This is a genomic window from Marinilabilia salmonicolor JCM 21150, from assembly GCF_000259075.1.
Lineage (GTDB): Bacteria > Bacteroidota > Bacteroidia > Bacteroidales > Marinilabiliaceae > Marinilabilia > Marinilabilia salmonicolor.
In genome coordinates, this window is record NZ_AJKI01000048.1 from 1 (window position 1) to 2,063 (window position 2,063).

The following is a 2,063-nucleotide window of genomic DNA, read 5'->3' on the forward strand; positions in this document are numbered from 1 at the left end:
TTTTTTGCAGTGTGCTCGTTTTGCTTTTTGAGTCTTATGTTTTCCAATATGTCAATGAACGTTTAACTCTGAAATGAGTCAGTGGAGAATATCGGAGTCGAACCGATGACCTCCTGCGTGCAAGGCAGGCGCTCTAGCCAACTGAGCTAATCCCCCATCATATAAAAATTAATGCAAAACCATAAGATAAAAGCTTTTCCGGTCTCCTTCACTCCTTTGGAAGTCAAAGTCGTTTTGTCTGGTGTTGGATACATTCTCTCCAGAAAGGAGGTGTTCCAGCCACACCTTCCGGTACGGCTACCTTGTTACGACTTAGCCCCAGTCACCAGTTTTACCCTAGGACGCTCCTTGCGGTTACATACTTCAGGTACTCCCGGCTTCCATGGCTTGACGGGCGGTGTGTACAAGGCCCGGGAACGTATTCACCGCGCCATGGCTGATGCGCGATTACTAGCGATTCCAGCTTCATGAAGTCGGGTTGCAGACTTCAATCCGAACTGGGACAGGTTTTCGAGATTAGCATCACATCGCTGTGTAGCTGCCCTTTGTACCTGCCATTGTAACACGTGTGTAGCCCTGGATGTAAGGGCCGTGCTGATTTGACGTCATCCCCACCTTCCTCGCGGTTTACACCGGCAGTCTTGTTAGAGTCCCCACCATTATGTGCTGGTAACTAACAACAGGGGTTGCGCTCGTTATGGGACTTAACCCGACACCTCACGGCACGAGCTGACGACAACCATGCAGCACCTTGAAAAGTGTCCGAAGAAAAAGGTATTTCTACCCCTGTCACTTCCCATTTAAACCCAGGTAAGGTTCCTCGCGTATCATCGAATTAAACCACATGTTCCACCGCTTGTGCGGGCCCCCGTCAATTCCTTTGAGTTTCATCGTTGCCGACGTACTCCCCAGGTGGATTACTTAATGCTTTCGCTCAGTCGCTTGCTGTGTATCGCAAACAACCAGTAATCATCGTTTACGGCGTGGACTACCAGGGTATCTAATCCTGTTTGATACCCACGCTTTCGTGCTTCAGCGTCAGTGTCAGTTTAGTAAGCTGCCTTCGCAATTGGTGTTCTGAGTAATATCTATGCATTTCACCGCTACACTACTCATTCCGCCTACCTCATCTGTACTCAAGAATGACAGTATCAATGGCACAACTACAGTTGAGCTGCAGGATTTCACCACTGACTTACCATTCCGCCTACGCACCCTTTAAACCCAATAAATCCGGATAACGCTCGCATCCTCCGTATTACCGCGGCTGCTGGCACGGAGTTAGCCGATGCTTATTCGTACGGTACCGGCAAATAACTACTCGTAGCTATATTTCTTCCCGTACAAAAGCAGTTTACAACCCATAGGGCAGTCATCCTGCACGCGACATGGCTGGTTCAGACTTGCGTCCATTGACCAATATTCCTCACTGCTGCCTCCCGTAGGAGTCTGGTCCGTGTCTCAGTACCAGTGTGGGGGACCTTCCTCTCAGAACCCCTAGACATCGTTGCTTTGGTGGGCCGTTACCCCGCCAACTGGCTAATGTCACGCATGCCCATCTTTAACCGTCGGAACTTTAACTCTTAATCCATGCGAACTTAGAGTACAATGGAGCATTAATCCCCGTTTCCGGGGGCTATTCTCCTGTTAAAGGAAGGTTGCATACGCGTTACTCACCCGTGCGCCGGTCGTCATCTAGTAGCAAGCTACTAATGTTACCCCTCGACTTGCATGTGTTAGGCCTGTCGCTAGCGTTCATCCTGAGCCAGGATCAAACTCTTCGTTGTAGGAAAGTTTTAAAATAAAATTTCTTTTAAGAACCTATCCTCAAACAAAAAATCCCGACTCCAAATTCTTGAAATTGACTTGTGGATCCGCTTTTACCTTGTTTTTTGGTTTTGCATTAATAGTTTCAAAGATCTTTTTTTGAGTCGCTGGTCAGTTATTATTCAGTACGAATACTTTTCTTAACTGCTCTTTTTCCAACCCCTCTTCGCTCTCTATCTCTTCGTGGCAGCCTCTTTTGGCGTCCCGTTTTTTTCAAAAGCGAGTGCAAAGATAAA

The 2,063-nt window shown here is 47.7% G+C and carries 1 tRNA gene and 1 rRNA gene; both read right to left on the bottom strand.

The features are described 5' to 3' along the window. Positions 1–82: 82 nt before the first annotated feature. A tRNA-Ala gene (locus W7W_RS0118980) sits at positions 83–156 on the bottom strand. 107 nt (positions 157–263) lie between these two features. Then, positions 264–1,787, bottom strand: a 16S ribosomal RNA gene (locus tag W7W_RS0118985). Positions 1,788–2,063 lie beyond the last annotated feature (276 nt).